General features: G+C 59.6%; 15 protein-coding genes. 8 read left to right on the top strand and 7 right to left on the bottom strand.

Going from position 1 to position 16,676, the window contains the following annotated elements:
• Window positions 1-10 precede the first annotated feature (10 nt).
• From AC07V4_RS25640 to AC07V4_RS25620, 5 genes are read left to right on the top strand one after another with little or no spacing between them, the layout of a single operon-like run.
• On the top strand, window positions 11-1,225 hold the full coding sequence (locus tag AC07V4_RS25640) for a glycosyltransferase family 4 protein (RefSeq protein ID WP_492638613.1): 1,215 nt from the start codon (window positions 11-13) through the stop codon (window positions 1,223-1,225).
• On the top strand, window positions 1,216-2,319 hold the full coding sequence (locus AC07V4_RS25635; RefSeq protein WP_492638614.1) for a glycosyltransferase family 4 protein: 1,104 nt from the start codon (window positions 1,216-1,218) through the stop codon (window positions 2,317-2,319). The genes AC07V4_RS25640 and AC07V4_RS25635 overlap by 10 nt, the downstream gene beginning before the upstream one ends.
• A complete protein-coding gene (locus tag AC07V4_RS25630; protein ID WP_492638615.1) occupies window positions 2,319-3,719 on the top strand; it encodes an O-antigen ligase family protein in 1,401 nt (466 codons plus the stop codon). The genes AC07V4_RS25635 and AC07V4_RS25630 overlap by 1 nt, the downstream gene beginning before the upstream one ends.
• The gene (locus AC07V4_RS25625; RefSeq protein WP_492638616.1) at window positions 3,716-4,537 is read left to right on the top strand and encodes an acyltransferase; all 822 of its coding nucleotides are present in this window, start codon (window positions 3,716-3,718) and stop codon (window positions 4,535-4,537) included. Before AC07V4_RS25630 ends, AC07V4_RS25625 begins: the two co-directional genes overlap by 4 nt.
• A complete protein-coding gene (locus AC07V4_RS25620) occupies window positions 4,537-5,943 on the top strand; it encodes an oligosaccharide flippase family protein (RefSeq protein WP_492638617.1) in 1,407 nt (468 codons plus the stop codon). The genes AC07V4_RS25625 and AC07V4_RS25620 overlap by 1 nt, the downstream gene beginning before the upstream one ends.
• A gap of 58 nt (window positions 5,944-6,001) precedes the next feature.
• Here AC07V4_RS25620 and AC07V4_RS25615 read toward each other — a convergent pair whose 3' ends face one another.
• The 4 genes from AC07V4_RS25615 to AC07V4_RS25600 form a co-directional block, all read right to left on the bottom strand.
• Window positions 6,002-6,574 carry a DUF4174 domain-containing protein gene (locus AC07V4_RS25615; RefSeq protein ID WP_492638618.1) on the bottom strand — a complete coding sequence of 191 codons (573 nt, stop codon included), beginning with the start codon at window positions 6,572-6,574 and terminating at the stop codon, window positions 6,002-6,004.
• A 165-nt stretch (window positions 6,575-6,739) separates the two neighbouring features.
• Entirely contained in the window at window positions 6,740-7,372 is a 633-nt protein-coding gene (locus AC07V4_RS25610) for a glutathione S-transferase N-terminal domain-containing protein (protein WP_492638619.1), read from the bottom strand.
• Window positions 7,373-7,384: 12 nt separating this feature from the next.
• Window positions 7,385-7,963 carry a GNAT family N-acetyltransferase gene (locus tag AC07V4_RS25605; protein WP_492638620.1) on the bottom strand — a complete coding sequence of 193 codons (579 nt, stop codon included), beginning with the start codon at window positions 7,961-7,963 and terminating at the stop codon, window positions 7,385-7,387.
• Between the two features lie 73 nt (window positions 7,964-8,036).
• The gene (locus AC07V4_RS25600; RefSeq protein ID WP_492638621.1) at window positions 8,037-10,394 is read right to left on the bottom strand and encodes a DNA polymerase II; all 2,358 of its coding nucleotides are present in this window, start codon (window positions 10,392-10,394) and stop codon (window positions 8,037-8,039) included.
• A 219-nt stretch (window positions 10,395-10,613) separates the two neighbouring features.
• Here AC07V4_RS25600 and AC07V4_RS25595 point away from each other — a divergent pair, with 219 nt between their 5' ends.
• Both AC07V4_RS25595 and AC07V4_RS25590 read left to right on the top strand, forming a co-directional pair.
• Window positions 10,614-12,845 carry a TonB-dependent receptor gene (locus AC07V4_RS25595; protein ID WP_492638622.1) on the top strand — a complete coding sequence of 744 codons (2,232 nt, stop codon included), beginning with the start codon at window positions 10,614-10,616 and terminating at the stop codon, window positions 12,843-12,845.
• Between the two features lie 89 nt (window positions 12,846-12,934).
• Window positions 12,935-13,522: a hypothetical protein gene (locus tag AC07V4_RS25590; RefSeq protein ID WP_492638623.1), complete on the top strand. Its 588-nt coding sequence runs from the start codon at window positions 12,935-12,937 to the stop codon at window positions 13,520-13,522.
• A 39-nt stretch (window positions 13,523-13,561) separates the two neighbouring features.
• Here the strand turns inward: AC07V4_RS25590 and AC07V4_RS25585 are convergent, their stop codons facing one another.
• Window positions 13,562-14,029, bottom strand: a complete 468-nt coding sequence (locus tag AC07V4_RS25585) for an SRPBCC family protein (RefSeq protein ID WP_492638624.1) — start codon at window positions 14,027-14,029, stop codon at window positions 13,562-13,564.
• A 98-nt stretch (window positions 14,030-14,127) separates the two neighbouring features.
• Here AC07V4_RS25585 and AC07V4_RS25580 point away from each other — a divergent pair, with 98 nt between their 5' ends.
• A complete protein-coding gene (locus tag AC07V4_RS25580) occupies window positions 14,128-14,517 on the top strand; it encodes a GFA family protein (RefSeq protein WP_431749074.1) in 390 nt (129 codons plus the stop codon).
• A gap of 1 nt (window position 14,518) precedes the next feature.
• Here AC07V4_RS25580 and mrdA read toward each other — a convergent pair whose 3' ends face one another.
• Together mrdA and AC07V4_RS25570 are read right to left on the bottom strand one after the other, a co-directional pair.
• Window positions 14,519-16,411 (bottom strand): penicillin-binding protein 2, encoded by a 1,893-nt coding sequence (mrdA, locus tag AC07V4_RS25575; RefSeq protein WP_431749073.1) that lies wholly within the window; start codon window positions 16,409-16,411, stop codon window positions 14,519-14,521.
• Window positions 16,412-16,463: 52 nt separating this feature from the next.
• On the bottom strand, window positions 16,464-16,676 hold a 213-nt coding region (locus AC07V4_RS25570; protein WP_492638625.1), incomplete at its 5' end, for a hypothetical protein.

The raw sequence follows: 16,676 nt of genomic DNA, 5'->3' as shown, positions 1-16,676 counted from the left end.
AGAGCAGTACGTGAGAATCCTGTGGATTGTGCCTTATCTGCCGTGGCCCATGACGAGCGGCGGCAAGACCCGGCAATACCATTTGCTGCGCACGCTGAGCGAGCGCGGGCATCGCATTACCCTGCTGGTGCAATCGAAAACCGAGGCCGATGCGGCCGTACACAGAGCACTTGAACCGCTGCTGGAGCGGCTGATCGTCGTACCCCGTCGCTCGCTGAAACACCCCTTGACCCTGCTCGGCGGCGTGTTTGCGCCCTGGCCGTTGTTAACCACGGTCAATGGCCTGTCAGCACCGTTGCGCCAGCGTTTTAATGAGTTGTTGAGTGAGTCCTGGGACGTTATTCAGGTTGAGCACAGCTACAGCTTGCAGCCGTACCTCAAGGCCTTGCAGCAACAATCCCGCGATTTCGTGCTCACCGAGCACAACCTTGAGTCCAGCCTGGGCGGTGCTACCTATGACCGCTTCCCCGCCTGGGCCAGCCTGTTTGTGCGCTACGATCAATGGCGCTGCGAACAATGGGAGCGTAAGGCGTTTGATGCCGCCAACCATGTGGTTGCCGTGACACAAACCGATGCACAAGCCATGCGCCAAGTCACTTCGACGCCGGTCAGCGTGGTGGTCAACGGTGTCGACAGCCGCGGCTTCGCCGAAGTGACCGCCGACCCGCAAAGCCTGCGTCTGTTGTTTGTTGGCAACTATGAATACGCCCCCAACCTCGACGCCGTGCAATGGTTGCTCGACGAGATTTTCCCCCGTGTGTGGCTGCAATGCCCCACCGCCCGCCTAGCCATCGCCGGCTACGGTTTGCCTGAGGAATGGCGCAACCGTTGGCCCGACGAGCGCATCGACTGGCAGGGGTTTGTGCCTGACTTGACGGCGTTGCAACGCCGTTGCGCGGGGTTTGTCGCGGCCCTGCGCCATGGTGGCGGCTCCAAACTCAAAGTGCTGGAAGCCATGGCCGCAGGGTTGCCGTTGGTCAGCACCGCCCAAGGCGTATCAGGACTGGCCATCCGTGCCGACCAGCACTACTTGGCCGGCGAAAGCACAGAGGCCTTCGCCAATGCCATTATTCGCTTGCTGGATCAGCCGGCTCTGGCCCGGCAGTTGGCTGACACCGCCCGCGAGTACGCGCGCAATTTTCACGACTGGGCGGTGGCCGGTAACGAACTGGAGCAGATCTACAAGACCTCTCTCACCCATCAGGAGCGTCCTGCATGCGCGTAGCCGTGGATTACCGCCCCGCGACCGTCGCGCCTTCGTCAGGGATTGCGCGTCAGGTCAAGGCACTTGAACAAGCGCTACGTGAACGCGGCGACACCGAAGTGGTGCTGTTCAGTGAGGCGCCGCTGGATCACCCTCAGCGCGAAACCGCCGTTTGCCCTGCATGGGCCAGCCCACTGGATGGCCTGCAACGTCCTCAGGTGCGGCTGCGTTTCGAACGTAAATTCCTGCCTCGGGCGCTCCACGAACAGCGCATCGACCTGTACATCGCCACCGCCAACATGGGCTTGCCCCTGGGCCGAAAACCGGCAGGCACCCGCTATGTGTTAATCCTGCACGACCTGTTTCAACTGACCCAACGCAACTTTCACCGCTCAAAAATCAAGGCCCTGGCCTACCGCTTGATCGATGGAGCATCAATCGCCTGGTCCGTATGGCGCGCGGATCGGGTGTGGTGCCCATCGCAGTTTTCCTGCAACGAAGCGAAGCGGCTGTTTCCCTGGGCGCGCTCCAAGTTTCGCGTGCTGTACAACCTTGTACCTGAGTTCACTGCGGCACCTGAGCCTCTGCCCAACGGCTTGCCAACGCGCTATTGGCTGGTGGTGGGCACACGCGAGCCACGCAAGAACATGGAGTTCTTCCTCACACAGTGGCAAGCCAGCCGCGCCAAGAGCCCAAACGTACCGGATCTGGTACTGGTGGGGCATGCCAGCGACGTGCCCGACGTACTCGGAGGGTTAGACGGCCTGCATTGGCGTAGCGGTTTGTCCGACGGCCAACTACAGGCACTTTATCGTCACGCCACGTGCCTGTGGCAACCCTCCTACGCCGAAGGCTTTGGCCTGCCGGTGGTAGAAGCGCTGACTGTCGGAACGCCGGTGGCGGTCGCAAGGGGGTCCGCTCTGGACGAAGTCGCCCCGCCCGACGCTGCGCGCTTTGATCCACACAATGGTGCGCAATTGCAGGCCCTCATGGTGTCGATGGCAAAACCTTCGGGCACCCTCGACCTCGAACTACAACGCACATGGGCCAAGCAGTTTGCCGAACCGGCTTATCGCCTGAACTTGGATACTTTGCTCAAGGAATTAACCCCCTAATGCTGCCAGGAAAACTCATTAGTCTGATCTTGGGCCTGGTCTTCGGCGTACTGCTGCTGGCACTGCCGCCGATGAAGGTCTTGATGATCGTGGTTGGTCTCGGTGTGGCGTTGACGCTAATCCGCAAGCCATTATGGGGATTGCTGATTTTTGCGGTATTGGCCACCAGCATTCCCTACACCACCTTGGAGTTGGGGGTCCGCACCACCATCAGCGAAGCCGTGCTGGGGCTGACCTGGGTTGGGGTATTCTTCCAATCGTTTATCGGCAAGACCCGTGGCTTTCTGCTTTGGCGCCCCACCGAGCGAGCGTTGGCGTGGTTGATGCTGTTCAGCACGATTCCGTTTATCTGGGGCATGATCGTCATCCATGCCGAGGGTAGCGGGCCGGTTAATTGGGTGCGCTGGCTGATGAACCTTTCTCTGTTGTTTATTGTGCCGCTGCTGCTGCGCACCCATGCCGACCGTGAAAAGGTAGTCGTTGCCCTGCTGCTGGGTAACCTGGCGATGCTGCTGTTGTCGATCTTTATGTTCCTCAAGACGCGCAACGCGATGTCGATGATCCAGATTCTCACTGACCTCAAATACGCGCACCCGGAGGCGGTGAAAGACATCTTCTCGGCCAACTACCAGCGGATGGCATCGCCCTGGGTTCACCCGAATTTGACCGGGGGTGTGCTGGTGCTGTTTATCCCGTTGGCGCTTTTCTATGGCTGGACCCGCGCCGGTTGGCGCCGGGCACTGGGCTTGGCCGTGGCCGTGCTGGGCTGTGCCGGGTTGCTGCTGAGTATTTCGCGTGGGGCGATTGTCGCGCTGGTACTGATTCTGATCTGGCTCACCTACAAACGCGTCCCTCACAGCGGACGAATCATCGGCATCGGTGTGGCCTTTGTGGTGGCGTTGGTGCTGTTTTACCCGCCCCTGCAAGAGCGTTTGCTGAGCATGTTCTCTTCCAGTAACGCCAGTACCGAAATCCGCTTTGACGAATACGCAAAATTCCCTGAAGTGATGGCGCGCTACCCCTTGGGCATCGGCTTCAAGGTAGACCCGCCGGTACCAGGAACGGGCCTGCTGGGTATTTCCAACCTGTGGTTAAACTTCATTTACAAGATCGGTATTCCGGGCCTGCTGCTGTTTATCACCGTCACTGTATTGTGGTGGCGCGAAGTGCGACCACACGGCCAGGTGCGCAAGGTCACCGCCGAGAATGCACTGTGGCTGGGTTGCGTATGCGGCGTGTTGGCAGCGCTGATCACCGGGATATTCGACCACTACTTCAGTTTCACCTTTGTACTGATCGCACTGTTTTGGCTGTTGATGGGCATAAGCCTGCAACAAGTTCGTCTGAGCCCGACCATCATCACCGCCGACGTTTCAGCGCCGAAGGATAAACAACCATGAAACACCGAATTCTGCACTCTACCGATCTGCCTGACAGACTGCCCGCCTTAGCCAACGAAATAGGGGTAAGCCTAGATGACTTGCAACAAGCCCTGACTTGGAGCTTGGCCAACGAAGTGATTTTCGAAGACGGCGAGGGCGAGGGCAAACGGTTCTGGATTAGCTCAATCGACATTGAACAGCGCATTGAACAGCCCATAGCACGCCGGCTGTACCATCGTTTGAAACAGGACATTCCGTCGGACCTGGTTCCGATGTATGGAAAAAACTGGAGCACCCTCAAGGATCGCTGGCGCAACGCATGGGATATGGCCTACAACATCTTGATCAACAAGATCCCCAGCCATCATGTACGCGTGGCCTGGCTGCGTCTTGGCGGCGCAAAAATCGGCAAAGGCTCAAGCCTCTGGCGCAATACCGAAGTGCTAGGTATGCATAACCTAACCATCGGCGAAGATACGGTGGTTGGGTGGCACTGCGTGGTAGATGCTCGCGCCGGGCTGGTGATTGGCAACCACGTAGCGATTGCATCACATGTGCTAATTATCGCTGGCAGCCATGACTTGCAAGCGCCGGAATTCTGGTCGATTTCCGGGCCGATTTATATTGATGATTATGTGTGGATTGGCACCCGTGCACTGATTGGCTTCGGCACACGACTGGGACGTGGCTCGGTGATCACAGCCAATACGGTGATAGGCAAAAACGTAGCCCCTTACAAAATTGTAGGCGGTAGTGGCGCCAAAACCATGGGCGAGCGGACTCACGACCTGACTTACAAGGTGGGTGGCAAGGGCCTGTTCACCCTGTTTCATTAATGTTTGGCAGCACGCTGTGGTTGACCGTGGCGACACTCGCCGGTCTGGTGGCCGGCTTTGCTCGCGAGTGGCTGCTGGTGGCGGCCTGGGGTGCGGGCAGTCGCAGCGACGGGTTTCTGGTCGCCGTGTTTCTGCCCGAAGCCTTGCGCATGACCCTGGCCGCAGGCTTGCTCGCGGCGGCTGCCCTGCCCTTGTATCAACAACGCGACCCACAACGTCAACAAGCATGGTTGGCCAGCCTGTCGCCACGCCTGCTCGGAGTGGGCCTGGCGCTCTATGCGTTGCTGGCACTGGGCGCGCCGCTGTGGGTGCGGCTGATCGGTCCGGGCCTGGACGCCGCCGCCCAGGCCCAGGCCACTGAAAACCTGCGCTGGCTCGCCGCGTGCGCGCCGGGGTTGGTGATGCACAGCTTGTTCAGTATTCCATTGCAGGCTCGACAGCGCTTTGTGCTGCCCGGCCTGGGCTCGTTGTTGTTCAACCTGCCACCGGTTCTGTACCTGTTTATCCGTGGCTCCTCCAGCGACAGCGCCGAACTGGCGATGAGCTTTTTTGCCGGCAGCGTCCTGATGTGCTTGCCGCTGCTGGTGCCGGTGTGGTCTTTCGGCTGGCGCCCCTGGCAGGTCAAGGGCGATGCAGTGGCCGGGCGCGAATTGCTCGCACGTATCGGCCCGCTACTGGCCAGTAACGTCGCCAGCCAGGGCTTGGCGTTACTCGAGCGGTTGATCGCCAGTTACTTGGGAGAAGGTGCGGTTACCTGGGTCAACCTCGCACGCAAACTAATCAATTTGCCGTTGATTGCGCTGATGAGCCTCAACCAGGTGCTACTGGGGTTGATGAGCGGCGAACAAGGCCAACAACGCTTGGCCCTGCTGCGCCGAGGCCTGGACGCCGCCACCCTGCTGAGCCTTCCGGCCGCCCTCGGCCTGATCGGCGCCAGCCCGGTGTTGATTCATCTGCTGATGCCGGCGCAAAGTGCCGACGGCCCGTTGCCCGCGCTGCTCGGTTGGTTCGCCACACCGTTGGTATTCGGCGCCTGGAACGCCATGCTAGCACGCTACGCCTACGCCAGCGGTGACACACGCCTGCCTCTGCGGTGCGAACTGCTGGGCAGCGTGATCAACGCCGCATTATTGGTGTTGCTGCCGTACTTCTTTGGCCTGCCAGGTATCGCACTGGCGGCATTGGGCGGGGTCATCGTCACCAACCTGCTGCTGATGCAACGCCAGCAGTTGCTGGGGCAACTGGGCTGGCCATTGCAGTGGGGGCTGAGCGTGGTGTTGCTGGGCTTCGCGGCACTTATATTGCACCCGTTGCACAATGATGGCTGGCAACTGGGTTTGAGTACCCTGACTGGAGCGCTGGTATTGGGCGGGTTGGCCTGGTGGTTCAAGCCGTGGAAACAGTAAAGTCTGTAAACCCTGGGATTATCGCTGCGGGAGCCGGCAAGCCAGCTCCTGCGCAAGTTCAATCATCCAGTTGTTGAGGAGCAGCAACCTGCTTGCTTGTCTTGCCCGCTTTGGCCGCAGCCTTGCTGGGAGCAGGCTCTGGAGCAACAGGCGCTACGGTCTCTTTTTCGGCCGCAGGCATGGTGTCGACAACACCAAAGAACTCCTTCAGATCAAGCACGTCCGGTGGCACGGTCTTCTCGAGTTTTTTCTCGCCGTCCTTGCCGATCAGGATCACCTTGGTACCACTGCCTGCGCCCAACTTGAGGGCACGGATCAAGGCATTGGTTTCCGGCGGTGTCAGCTTCTTGTTGTCCTTGGCGTCCTTGGCGAATTTTTCCCCTTCGGCACCGATGCTGCCGAACTTCACGGTGTAAAACACCATGCTGCGTTCTTCAAAGGATTGTTTGGTGGCAGGCTCGTCCAGTTGCTTCTTGAGGGTCGCCAGTGTTTCGTTACCGGAATCAAGCTCCACGACCACCAGCGGGCGGGACTTGCCCATGTCTTGCTTGAGCGGGTTGATATCCTCAGCGGCCAACAGCGGCCCCGTTAAAGCCATCAAGGTAGCCAGGGTCAGCGACCGGATGAGCATGCGCACCTCCTTTGAATTCCATGCAGGGTTCTTGAGTTTCATGTGTGCGACAGTCAAATTCAAGGATGATTCCTACACCATTTCAAGAAAGCGTAGGACAGGACGCCCGCTACGCAAGGGGTTGGACGGGATCAGGCGTCATTGTTTCTTCTGATTGCGGAAACATCACGAGATCTTCCACGCCGGCCAGTGACGGGCAAACACTGGCGCCACGACGGGGTCGGCATCCACCTGAGCCAGGCTCTGGGCAAAGCCTGGGGCCAAGGCGTTCAACGCCTCTCGCGCCTCATCCCAACGCGACACCGCCGCCGCCATGATGCCCAGTGCGTTCGGCACATTGCTGGGGGCAAACAACTGCCCGGCAAATTGGTCGGCAAACACGACCCAGGCTTGGTGCAGGTAGCGTCGCGTGCCTGTGACCAATTGCGCCTGTACCGCCTCATCTGCGTTTTCGAGCCAGCGTTGCGGGTAGTCGATGATGCCAATGGTCGAGTAGCAATTGGCGGCGATGTACAGCAGGCCGCGCAGGATCTGCGCGCGGTTGCCACCCAGTAGGTCGGACGCGGGAAACTCCAGGCCCAAGTGGATCAGGATAGCCGCGCTTTCGGTCAGCACTTGCCCATCGGGAGTGACCAGGGTGGGAATCTGTTTGAGCGGGTTGATACGGGCCAGGGCTTCGCTGCCCTCGCCGCCCTGCCAAGAGCTGGCATCTACCCGATGCCATGGCACCGCGCAACGTTGCAGGGCGATTTCGATCATGCAAGAGCCGGACTCGTCGGTGCCGTAGAGCGTGTACATAGGCGTTTCCTCTTATCGCAGCAGTTTGGCCTGCAAATGGGCTTTCACCTGCGGCCATTCCGAATCGATGATGCTGAAACGTACTGAGTTGCGCTTGCGCCCGTCCGGCATGATGCGCTCGTGACGCACGATGCCTTCTTGCACAGCCCCCAGGCGCAAGATGGCGGCGCGGGACTTTTCATTGAGTTCGTCGGTGGTGAATTGCACGCGCACGCAGTCGAGCACTTCGAAGGCGTAAGTCAGCAATAAGAGCTTGGCCTCGGTGTTGATCCCGGTCTTCTGTGTGGATTGCGCCAGCCAGGTGTGGCCGATTTCCAGCTTGCGATTGACCCGGTCAACCTTCCAGAAGCGCGTGCTGCCCACCACCTGGCCGGTGTCCCGACTCACGATAGTGAAAGGTATGACCGTACCCGCCTCACGCCCGGCCAAGGCGGTGTCGATGTACGTATCGATGGTGTCCGGACCCGGCACGTTCGTGACCTTGAGGTTCCACAATTCGCCGTCGGCGGCGGCCTGGAGCAAGGCCACCGAGTGTTCGCGTTGCAGGGGTTGGAGTTCGACCGTGGTACCGGTCAGTGTGATCGGGGTCATTGAGCGCTGCGCCGTCTGCGGGTGGTCATCAGAGGGCAAGAGTGCAGGCTCTTGTGGTGCCTCGGCAAGCGTTTTAGAACAGGCCCATCTGCCCACCGACCAAGGTGCTGAAATCGTCGTTGACGAACGGCAGGATCGCATCTGCCACCGGCTGCAATTGGCGCGTGACGTAGTGGTCGTAGTCGATCGGCGCCTGACGCACCTCCAGCGGCTCCGGACCATTGAGCGTGATCACATAGCTGATCCAGCCGCCGCGTTGGTACTGGCGCGGGCGGCCCAGGCGGTCGTTGTATTCATCCGCCAGGCGCGCGGCGCGTACATGGGGCGGCACGTTGCGCTCGTAGTCATCCAGTTGCCGCCGCAGGCGTTTGCGATAGATCAGTAGCTCATCGAATTCACCGCTCAGGGTGCGGCGCACGTAGTCTCGTATGTAATCCTGGTGGGGCTGGCGATGGAAGATGCGCTGGTAGAGTTCCTGCTGGAACTGGCGGGCCAGGGGCGACCAGTCGCTGCGCACGGTTTCCAAGCCTTTGTAGACCATTTCCTCGCGGCCATCGCCGCGCATCACCAAGCCCGCATAGCGCTTTTTACTGCCCTCCTCCGCGCCGCGAATGGTCGGCATGAGAAAGCGACTGAAATGGGTTTCGTACTGCAGCTCCAACGCGCTTTGCAGGCCGAATTCGTGATGTAAATGCTCGCGCCACCAGTCGTTGACGTGCTTGACCAGCGCCCGCCCAATACGGCCGGCCTCGTCCTCGGAGTGCGCTGTGCCCAGCCAGACGAAGGTGGAGTCAGTGTCGCCGTAGATCACCTCGTAACCCTGGGCTTCGACCAGGTGGCGGGTCTGGCGCATGATCTGGTGCCCACGCATCGTGATCGACGAGGCCAGCCGCGTATCGAAGAACCGGCAACCGCTGGAACCGAGCACGCCGTAGAAGGCGTTCATGATGATTTTCAGGGCTTGGGACAACGGGGCGTTGTGTTCACGCTTGGCCACTTCGCGGCCTTCGGAAACACGGGCGACGATGGACGGCAGGCAATGTCGGGTACGGGAAAAACGTGCACCGCGAAAGCCTTCCACCGACGCACTGTCCTCGGGGTGTTTGAGACCTTCGATCAAGCCCACCGGGTCGATCAGGAAGCTGCGGATGATCGACGGGTAGAGGCTTTTGTAATCCAGCACCAGCACCGATTCGTAGAGGCCCGGGCGCGAGTCCATGACAAATCCGCCGGGGCTGGCCTGGGGTGGTTTGTCGCCCAGGTTCGGTGCGACGAAGCCCTGACGGTGCATCAGCGGCATGTACAAATGGGTGAAGGCGGCCACCGAGCCGCCGTTACGGTCGGCCGGCAAGCCGGTGACACTGGCCCGCTCCAGCAGGAACTTGAGCAGGTCGGTCTTGGCGAAAATCCGCGTGACCAGCTCGCAGTCCTTGAGGTTGTAGCGCGCCAGGGCGGGCTTGTCCTCGGCGAACATGCGGTTGATTTCGTCCATGCGCTGGTACGGTGTGGAGATATCCTTGCCTTCACCGAGCAGGGTTTGCGCGACGTTTTCCAGGCTGAAGGATTCGAAACTCCAGGTGGCGGAACGCAGCGCCTCGATGCCGTCGATGATCAGCCGCCCCGCTGCCGCCGCGAAGTAGTGATTGCGACTGCCGTGTTCACGCCAAGCCATGGCTTCACCACCACGCCCCAGCAGCAGCGGCACATTGAGACGTTGGGCATGTTCATGGAGTACGCGCAGGTCGAACTGCACCAGGTTCCAGCCGATGATCGCATCGGGATCAAAGGTAGCGAGCCATTGGTTGAGGCGTTCGAGCAGTTGGGCGCGGGTGTCGCAATAGTCGAGCTTGAAATCCACCGCCGTGGTTTTGTTGGGTGGGCCGAGCATGTACACCTGGCGCTCGCCGCAGCCTTCGAGGGCGATGGAATAAAGATCGCCCTGGGCAGTGGTCTCGATATCGAGGGACACCAGCTTGAGCGGCGGCCGGTAGTCGGGTGCGGGTTTCAACTGCGCATCATCCAGCACACCAGCGGCATCGAGCGTGCCGCCAAACCACACGGGAGCAGTGATGAAGCGCTCCATCATGTAGCGCTCGGGTGGACGTACATCGCCTTCGTAGACATCGACCCCGGCAGCACGCAGGCGTTTTTCCAGGTCCATCAGTTGACGATGTTGGCGGGTGTAGAGGCCTAACACGGGGCGATGATGAAAATCGCACAATTGCAACGGACGCAATTCGATATCGCGTTCACCCTTGAGCAGCCAATCGAGCGGCTTGCGATGAGCCTCTGGAATGAACATCACCGAGGTCTGCACGGGTAACCGGATACGCCGCGGACCGTGGTCCGTGGCCAACCAGAAACTGACCTCCGTCCCCGCCGGGGTGTCGCGCCAATGCCGGGTCAGGACAAAACCCTGCTGTAAATCCACCGTACCGCACCTCAGGAATCGCTTTCAGAGCATGATTCTACTCGGCATCAGCCTCTACACGGCACGTTTACGCACACGCAGACCGCAATCTCATAATTTTGTTGCAAATCATTAATGACAATTAATATCATTTGCACCGGAGTCGTATTCGCGCAGTAAGGAAGCGCAACGCTTGTTGCCCCCATTCCTCCTGTTGACGGTTTACCGTCAGGATCGACCATGCCCATTTGCGCCCGACTTGCTGTGCCGTTCCGCCCGACCCTGCTCGCCCTTTGTTGCTCACTGAGTGTCGTCGCTCACGCCGCCACCCCAGCCATCCCGCAGGATGCGAACAACAGTCAGGGCGGCAATACACTGGAGTTGGGAGCGACCAACATCAGTGCCGAGGCACCTGCGCCCAACGCATTGCCCCCGGTTTACGCCGGCGGGCAAGTGGCCCGTGGCGGCCAACTGGGCGTGCTGGGCAATCAGGACATCATGGATGTGCCGTTCAGCATGTCCTCCTACACCGAAAAATTGATCCGCGATCAGCAAGCGGAAACCGTCGGCGATGTGTTGCTCAATGACTCCTCCGTGCGTCAGGCCTCGGGCTATGCCAACCAGGCACAGGTTTTTGTGATTCGTGGCTTGCCGCTGAATGGCGATGATATTTCCTATAACGGGCTGTACGGCATCCTACCGCGCCAGATCATGTCTACCGACGCCCTGGAGCGGGTTGAAGTATTCAAGGGCCCCAACGCTTTCATCAACGGCGTGACGCCTAGCGGTTCAGGCATCGGCGGTGGCGTGAACCTGCAACCCAAGCGCGCCGATGATGTGCCGCTGCGACGTTTCAGCACTGACATCAGCAGCGACGGCCGTGTGGGGGAGCACTTGGATCTCGGCCAGCGCTTCGGTGAAGACAATCGTTTTGGTGCGCGGCTGAACCTGTCCCAGCGTGAGGGTGATACCGCGGTCGACAACGAAAACCAGCGCTCCAAGTTGTTTGCCATCGGCCTGGATTATCGCGGCGATGCATTGCGTTTGTCCGGGGACTTTGTCTATCAGCGCCAGCACATCAATGGTGGTCGTAACTCGGTGTTCCTCGGCAGCGCGGTCACCCACATTCCTGACGCGCCGTCGGCGGCGACCAACTACGCGCCGAAGTGGGGTTCCACCGATATCGAAGACACCTTCGGCATGCTGCGCGGCGAGTACGACCTGAACGACAACTGGACCGCCTACCTCGCGGGCGGTGCCAAGCACAGCAACGAGGACGGCCGTTATTCGTCGGTGACCCTGACGGACAACCTCGGCAGTGCCAAAGTCACCGGCTCGCGCATCCATCACCAGGAAGACAACACCAGCCTGATGGCCGGCCTGAACGGCAAGTTCCAGACTGGCGAAGTCAGCCACAAACTCAACATCGGGTTAACGGGCATTTGGACCCAGGCACGCAACGCCTACGACTTTGACCTCACCGGCCGTGCCAGCAATATCTACAACCCGTCGAGCATTCCTGAACCCGCCCGAGGCCGTTTCGCGGGGGGTGACATGAGCGACCCAGGCATCACGACCAAAACCTTTGCGCGCAGTGTCGCCGTGTCGGACACCGTTGGCTTTATGGACGACCGTTTGCTGTTTACCGCAGGCTTGCGCCGTCAGGAGTTGGTGGTGCAAGGCTTTGCCTACGGCACCGGTACGCGCACGGCCAACTATGACAAGTCCATCACCACACCGGTGTACGGTCTGGTGTTCAAGCCTTGGGAACATGTGTCGTTCTACGCCAACCATATCGAAGGACTGGCCCAGGGGCCGACCGCACCGGTGTCTTCCGGCAATTTGACCGTGACCAATGGCGCCCAGGCATACGCACCGGCTCGCTCGAAACAGACCGAAGCCGGCATCAAGTTGGATATGGGCACTTACGGTGCGACCTTGGGTGTCTACCGCATCGAGCAACCGAGCAATGGCTATTCAGTCCAGACCAGTGCTACCACCGCCCTGTACGTACGTGAAGGCCAGCAGGTCAATCAGGGCGTGGAGTTGAACGTCTTCGGCGAACCCCTCAGTGGCCTGCGCTTACTGGGCGGTGTCACGGTCATGAAGACCGAACTCAAAGACACCCTCAACGGCGCCAACGACGGCAACCGCGCCATCGGCGTACCGTCATTCCAGCTCAATGCTGGCGTGGATTGGGACGTGCCAGGCTTGCAGGGCGTGAGTGTCAACGGTCGCATGCTGCGCACCGGCGGCCAATACGCCGATGCGGCCAACAACCTGAGCCTGCCGACCTGGAACCGCTTCGATGTAGGTGCTCGCTACAATTTCAAGGTGGACCAGCGTGAGGTAACGTTGGGTGCGACCGTGGAGAACGTGGCGAATACCAAATACTGGGAGTCGGCGTTGGGTGGCTATTTGACCCAAGGCGATCCGCGGGTGGCGAAGTTGTCGGCGACGGTGGACTTTTAACAGACGTTACAACGTGGAGAGTTGGCGGATTTGCGCATCGCTGACTCGCCACTAGACTCAAGGGTTTCTCTCACATGGAAGTCCCCACAATGATCTCATCCCGCACCCTGCGCCAGGCAGTCGCCCTGGTCACACTGCTGTCTGTTGGCAACCTCGCTGCTTACGCTGCCGACATTCCGCTGTCCAAATCCCTAGAGGCCGATGAAGTGACCACCAAGGTGCTGTCGGTTGATGCGGCCAATCACCAGGTCGTGCTCGCCGGCGCCCAGGGCAACCCTGTGCATGTGCAATTGAGTGATGAAGCCAAGGACCTGGGCAACCTCAAGGTGGGTGATCAGGTGAAGGTGCTGACCACCCATTCGGTGGCCGCCGTGCTCGATACCGATGTGGACAAGAGCCCGCCCGACGCCAGCGAAAAAACCGGCGTGGTGCGCGCCACCGCCGACAACCCGAACCCCGGTGGCGCAGCCTTTCGCCAGGTACAGGTGCAATTGAAGATCACCCACATCGACCTGAAAAAAAACCAGGTTACCCTGGAGAATCCGACCGGCGCCACCAAAGTGCTGAACGTTGAAAAACCGGAAATCCGTGCCGCCCTCAAAGACCTCAAGGTCGGGCAAAGTGTGTTGGTGACCTTCACCGATACCCTGGAAATCACCACCGCTCACGAAGGCTGACTCACGTGAACACGGGCATCAATACTGATGCCCGTGGGGTCAGGCTCGGCGGGCTTGGCCCAGATAAGTTTCAATATTGCCCATTTGCTCGTCCCAGCCACGGGAATTCATCTTGAAGGCTTTTTGGCGGCGGTCCTCAGGGATTGCGTCAAACCCGGACTCGACCACCCGCAGCAGAATGCCTGGCGCACGGTCTTCAAGGGTGAATTCCACCAGTGTCGGGGTTTCCTTGTCGTAATCGACACCCTGCTCGACCGCGTAAGGATGCCACCAGAAGGAAAACAGGGTTTGGGGCAGAATGCGCTCGATCTTAGCCTTCCACACCACATGTTCGTAGCCAGGGTAAGTAATCGGCGCTTCGATGGTTTCACCCACGACGAAAGCTTTACCCTTGAGCGCGATGCCGAACCAACTGCCGAATTGCTCGGCATCCGTAAGGGCTTCCCAGACCTGTTTGCGTGAAGCGTTGAGCAAGACTTTTCGTTCGATGCGATCTAATACGTGCATAAGTCACCTCCTCCATTGACAGTAGGCGACATCGACCAATGCGCAACCTCGAGTTGTGCGCGATGATGATGCACCTATCCTTGACCCGGCCATACGTTATGACTGACCCGTTGAATGGAAGTTGCTTCTGCAAAGCTGTGCGCTATCAGGTGGACAGCCTCGACATGCCCATCAGCCATTGCCACTGCAACAGTTGCCGCAAAACCCATGCAGCCGCGTTCGTCGCCACCGCCGGGGTGATGCGCGAGCACTTTCGTTGGACGCAGGGTGAAGAGTTGCTGTCGGCGTTTGAATCTTCCCCGGGCAAGTTGAGGCATTTCTGCTCCCGTTGCGGTTCACACCTGATGGCTGAACGCGGGCATCAGCCCCATGTGATCGTGCGCGTGGCGACGCTGGATGATGACCCGGGCGTCAGGCCCACCTCGCATATCTGGACGAGCCACGATGTTCCGTGGCTGGCTCATGAGGGCTTGGAGGATTCGGCGTGACTTAGACGTGTGGATCACCCGGAGCTTTGACCGGAGTCGCATATTGCGGCTTCAAATGACCCTCTTGATCAAGCAGCCATGCGTCCATGATTTGTCGAACCACCGGACCGGCGACGCGTCCACCGGCCTCCCCGTTCTCGATCATCACCGAGATCACGATCTTCGGGTGTTCCGCCGGGGCAAAGCCGACGAACAAGGCGTTATCGCGATGACGCTCCAGGGTCTTGTTACGGTTGTAACGCTCACCTTGCTTGATCGCGACCACCTGCGCCGTACCACTCTTGCCGGCGATGCGGTATTGCGCACCTTGCGCCGCCGCCCGTGCGATGCCGCGTGGGTCGTGCATCACCAACTGCATGCCGTGGTTGACCTGTTCCCAATCACGCGGGTCCTTGAGGACGACGTTGGGCATCGGGTTCTCGTCCACCGGCGGCACACCGTTGATGGTCTTGGCCAGGTGAGGTCGGTTCCACACGCCTTTGTTAGCGATCAACGCGGTGGCCTGGGCCAGTTGTAATGGTGTGACCTGCATATAACCCTGGCCAATGCCGAGGATCACGGTTTCGCCCGGGAACCAAGGCTGACGCCGGGTTGCGCGCTTCCAGGCTTGGGAGGGCATCAAGCCAGCTGACTCCTCGAACATGTCCAGGGAAACTTTCTGGCCGAGGCCGAACTCAGCCAGGTAGTCATGCAGCCGGTCGATTCCGAGCTTATGGGCCAGGTCGTAAAAGTAGGTGTCGTTGGAACGCATGATAGCCGCGTCCATATCCACCCAGCCGTCGCCGCTGTGATTCCAGTTGCGGTATTTGTGGTCAAAGTCGGGCAGTTGGTAGTACCCAGGGTCGAACACACGAGTTTGGGCGGTCACCACACCACTGTCGAGGCCGGCGATGGCCACTTCCGGCTTGATGGTCGAACCAGGCGCGTAGAGCCCGCGCAACACGCGATTGAACAACGGTCGGTCGATGGAGTCGTGCAGCGCGGCGTATTCCTTGAAGCTGATACCAGTGACGAACAGGTTCGGGTCGAAACTCGGCTTGCTGACCATGGCCAGCACCTCGCCCGTTTCCGGATCGAGGGCCACTACCGAACCACGGCGGTCACCCAGTGCCTCTTCGGCAGCTTCCTGAAGTTTGACGTCGAGGCTCAGAACAATGTTTTTGCCGGGGATCGGATCGGTGTGCTTGAGCACGCGCAACACGCGACCTTGAGCATTGGTCTCGACCTCCTCATAACCGACGTGGCCATGTAGCTCAGACTCGTAGAAACGCTCGATGCCGGTCTTGCCGATGGATTGCGTACCGCGATACTCCACGGAGTCGAGGACCTTGGATTCTTTTTCATTGATACGGCCGACGTAGCCGATCGAATGGGCGAAATGCGCGCCCAGCGGGTAGTGCCGCACGAACTGCGGCTCAACGTCCACGCCGGGTAGACGGAATTCGTTGACGGCCAGCACGGCGATCTGCTCTTCCGTCAGCTCATAAAACAACGTGACGGGGACAAACGGGTGGCGTGCCTGCTTCAGTGCCTTGTCGAATACCGCGCGATCCTCGGCAGGCAAGTGCAGAAGATCGACGATAGCGTCCAGTTCGCCTTTAAGGTCGGTAGTACGCTCGCGGGTGATTGTCAGGTTGTAGCTGGGCCGGTTATCCGCCAGCACGACGCCATTGCGGTCATAGATCAACCCGCGGGTCGGCGTTATCGGCAGCACGTGGACCCGGTTGTTTTCAGAAATCGTGGAGTGATAGTCGTACTGCACTACCTGCAAGAAATACATGCGGCCCACTAAAGCACAGGTGATGCCGATCACCAGCAGCGCGCAGGCGAACAGGCGCTTGTTGACCAGGCGGTTTTCTTTCTCGTGATCCTTGATCGGTATCGGTTCAGGCATTTCTACAGCATCTCGTTGAAGAAGGTCGACGCCGCATCCTGCGGGTAAGAGATCAATCCCTATGAAAATGTGCTGCACCATACCAAAAATGCAGAAACACTTTGCATTGATTTCCCCAACGGCATGCTGTTTTGTCAGGCGAGCACGGCCTTGGGCTACAAAAAGGCCCTTGGGTGAAAAGTTGACGTATCAAAAACTTCAAATAGTTTTCGAGCGCCCAAAACAAAACCCCATCTGCTTTCGCAAATGGGGTTTCGGAATTTAA

It is taken from the genome of Pseudomonas sp. GW821-FHT03A09, from assembly GCF_059421065.1.
This window is presented reverse-complemented; position numbering and strand designations above follow the sequence as displayed.

What these genes read in the sequence shown, in the direction of transcription:
- AC07V4_RS25635 (WP_492638614.1), top strand. Translation starts at nt 1,216, where the DNA reads ATGCGCGTAGCCGTGGATTACCGCCCCGCGACCGTCGCGCCTTCGTCA.
- AC07V4_RS25630 (WP_492638615.1), top strand. Translation starts at nt 2,319, where the DNA reads ATGCTGCCAGGAAAACTCATTAGTCTGATCTTGGGCCTGGTCTTCGGC.
- AC07V4_RS25625 (WP_492638616.1), top strand. Translation starts at nt 3,716, where the DNA reads ATGAAACACCGAATTCTGCACTCTACCGATCTGCCTGACAGACTGCCC.
- AC07V4_RS25620 (WP_492638617.1), top strand. Translation starts at nt 4,537, where the DNA reads ATGTTTGGCAGCACGCTGTGGTTGACCGTGGCGACACTCGCCGGTCTG.
- AC07V4_RS25615 (WP_492638618.1), bottom strand. Translation starts at nt 6,574, where the DNA reads ATGCTCATCCGGTCGCTGACCCTGGCTACCTTGATGGCTTTAACGGGG.
- AC07V4_RS25610 (WP_492638619.1), bottom strand. Translation starts at nt 7,372, where the DNA reads ATGTACACGCTCTACGGCACCGACGAGTCCGGCTCTTGCATGATCGAA.
- AC07V4_RS25605 (WP_492638620.1), bottom strand. Translation starts at nt 7,963, where the DNA reads ATGACCCCGATCACACTGACCGGTACCACGGTCGAACTCCAACCCCTG.
- AC07V4_RS25595 (WP_492638622.1), top strand. Translation starts at nt 10,614, where the DNA reads ATGCCCATTTGCGCCCGACTTGCTGTGCCGTTCCGCCCGACCCTGCTC.
- AC07V4_RS25590 (WP_492638623.1), top strand. Translation starts at nt 12,935, where the DNA reads ATGATCTCATCCCGCACCCTGCGCCAGGCAGTCGCCCTGGTCACACTG.
- AC07V4_RS25585 (WP_492638624.1), bottom strand. Translation starts at nt 14,029, where the DNA reads ATGCACGTATTAGATCGCATCGAACGAAAAGTCTTGCTCAACGCTTCA.
- AC07V4_RS25580 (WP_431749074.1), top strand. Translation starts at nt 14,128, where the DNA reads ATGACTGACCCGTTGAATGGAAGTTGCTTCTGCAAAGCTGTGCGCTAT.
- mrdA (WP_431749073.1), bottom strand. Translation starts at nt 16,411, where the DNA reads ATGCCTGAACCGATACCGATCAAGGATCACGAGAAAGAAAACCGCCTG.